This is a genomic window from Mesorhizobium sp. M7D.F.Ca.US.004.03.1.1 (assembly GCF_003998635.1).
Taxonomy (GTDB): Bacteria; Pseudomonadota; Alphaproteobacteria; order Rhizobiales; family Rhizobiaceae; genus Mesorhizobium; species Mesorhizobium loti.
Map to the genome: position 1 here is coordinate 1 of NZ_RZQG01001159.1, position 1,635 is coordinate 1,635.

Sequence of the window (1,635 nt, forward strand, 5' to 3'; positions counted from 1 at the left end):
GGCGTAGGTTGCCCGATCAGCGCCTTCATCATGGCCATCGCCTCGGCGACGCCCTGGTCATAGGGGCGCTGCGAGCCGGTTGCCTTGAGCGGGCCGCCCTTGGCGATCTCGATCGCCGACTGCAGGCCGAGATCGACCGTGGTGATCGGAATATCGATACCCTGCGCGCGCATCGATGACAGCGTGTCGAGCGCCGGCTGGTCCCAGACGGCAAACAGGCCTTTCACATCAGGATTGCCGGTGAGGAAATCGCCGGCAATCTGCGACACCTTCGAGGGATCGGTGAAGTCGACCTGCTTCATGACGATGTCGGGCCGGTTCTTCTTCATCCACTCGCTGACGCCCTTGGTGCGCTCATTTGTGCTGAAATAGTCGACGCCGAAATTGACCAGGCCGATCGTGCCGCCCTTGGGCATGCAGGACGCCAGGATCGTCGCCGCGATCTGGCCGTTGCCTTGGCTGTCGGCCGAGATCATCGAGGCAAAATCCTTCGGAGATGAGAGGCCAACCGGGATGCTGTCCATGAACACCAGCTTGATGCCGGCCTCCGACACCTTCTTGTAGGTCGGTGCCGTCGCGGTGAAATCGACGGGGATCGAAATGATGCCGTCGGGGTGCTGCTGGATGGTGTTCTCGATATCGGCGATCTGCTTGTCGACCTGATATTCGGCCGACGCCACCCCGGTGACGGTCACGCCATATTTGGCCAGCGTTTCGCTGATGCCCGCCACTTGCAACTGCGACCAGTCGAGGTTCACCGTTTGCATGGAAATGCCGACCTTGAACTTGCCGGCCTTGACCTTGGCGGCTTCGTCATCGGTCAATTTCAGTTCGTCGGGCGAGGCTGCCTTTTCGCCGTGCGGGCCCTGCCCGACAATGCCCTTGGGACCAAGCGTGGCGAGGTCGACGCCGGTCACGCAGGTGTCGGGCGTCTGCGCCAGGCTCATGGACGTCGACAGCGCGAAGGCGCTGACGGCGAGGCTCAATGTACCGAATAGGATTCGTGCCTGTTGTTTCATGACTTTCCTCCGTTGATCGTTGACGTTCTATTTGCCGTTTGGAGCCGGCGTTTTCTGCTAATGTCCGCGAGATGCGCGCCTTACCTCCTCGTGAAGGCGACCGCGGCGACGATGATTGCTCCCTTGATGACGAGTTGCAGCGACGAGCTGACGCCGAGCAGCACCAGCCCGTTGTTGAGCGTGCCGATGATGAGGCTGCCGAGCAGCGTGCCCAGCACAAAGCCGCGGCCGCCGAACAGGCTGCAGCCGCCGAGGATCACCGAGGCGATGACGTCGAGCTCCATGCCTTGCACCACGTCGGGCCGCGCCGCGTGCGAACGCGCCGACAGGATCAGTGATGCCAGCCCGGCGAGCGTCCCGGTCAGCACGAAGGCCAGCGTGGTGACCTGCTTGATATGGACACCGGAATAGAGTGCCGCCGTGGGATTGCCGCCCGCGGCATAAACCCGCCGCCCGTAGACGCTGTAATGAAGCAGCAGGATGCCGGCGATGGCGACGCCAAGCGTCCACAGGATCGGCGCCGGAATGCCAAGCACTGAACCCTCGCCGAAGATGGCGAAATAATACTCGTTGGTGATGATGACCGGCTTGGTGTTGGTGACCATCAGCGCCACCC

2 protein-coding genes are annotated in these 1,635 nt (G+C 62.4%); both read right to left on the reverse strand.

The features are described from left to right. On the reverse strand, positions 1 to 1,019 hold a 1,019-nt coding region (locus EN935_RS35075), incomplete at its 3' end, for a substrate-binding domain-containing protein (RefSeq protein ID WP_127374177.1). An 80-nt stretch (positions 1,020 to 1,099) separates the two neighbouring features. After that, the coding region (locus EN935_RS35080) for an ABC transporter permease (protein ID WP_164771646.1) at positions 1,100 to 1,635 on the reverse strand (536 nt) is incomplete at its 5' end.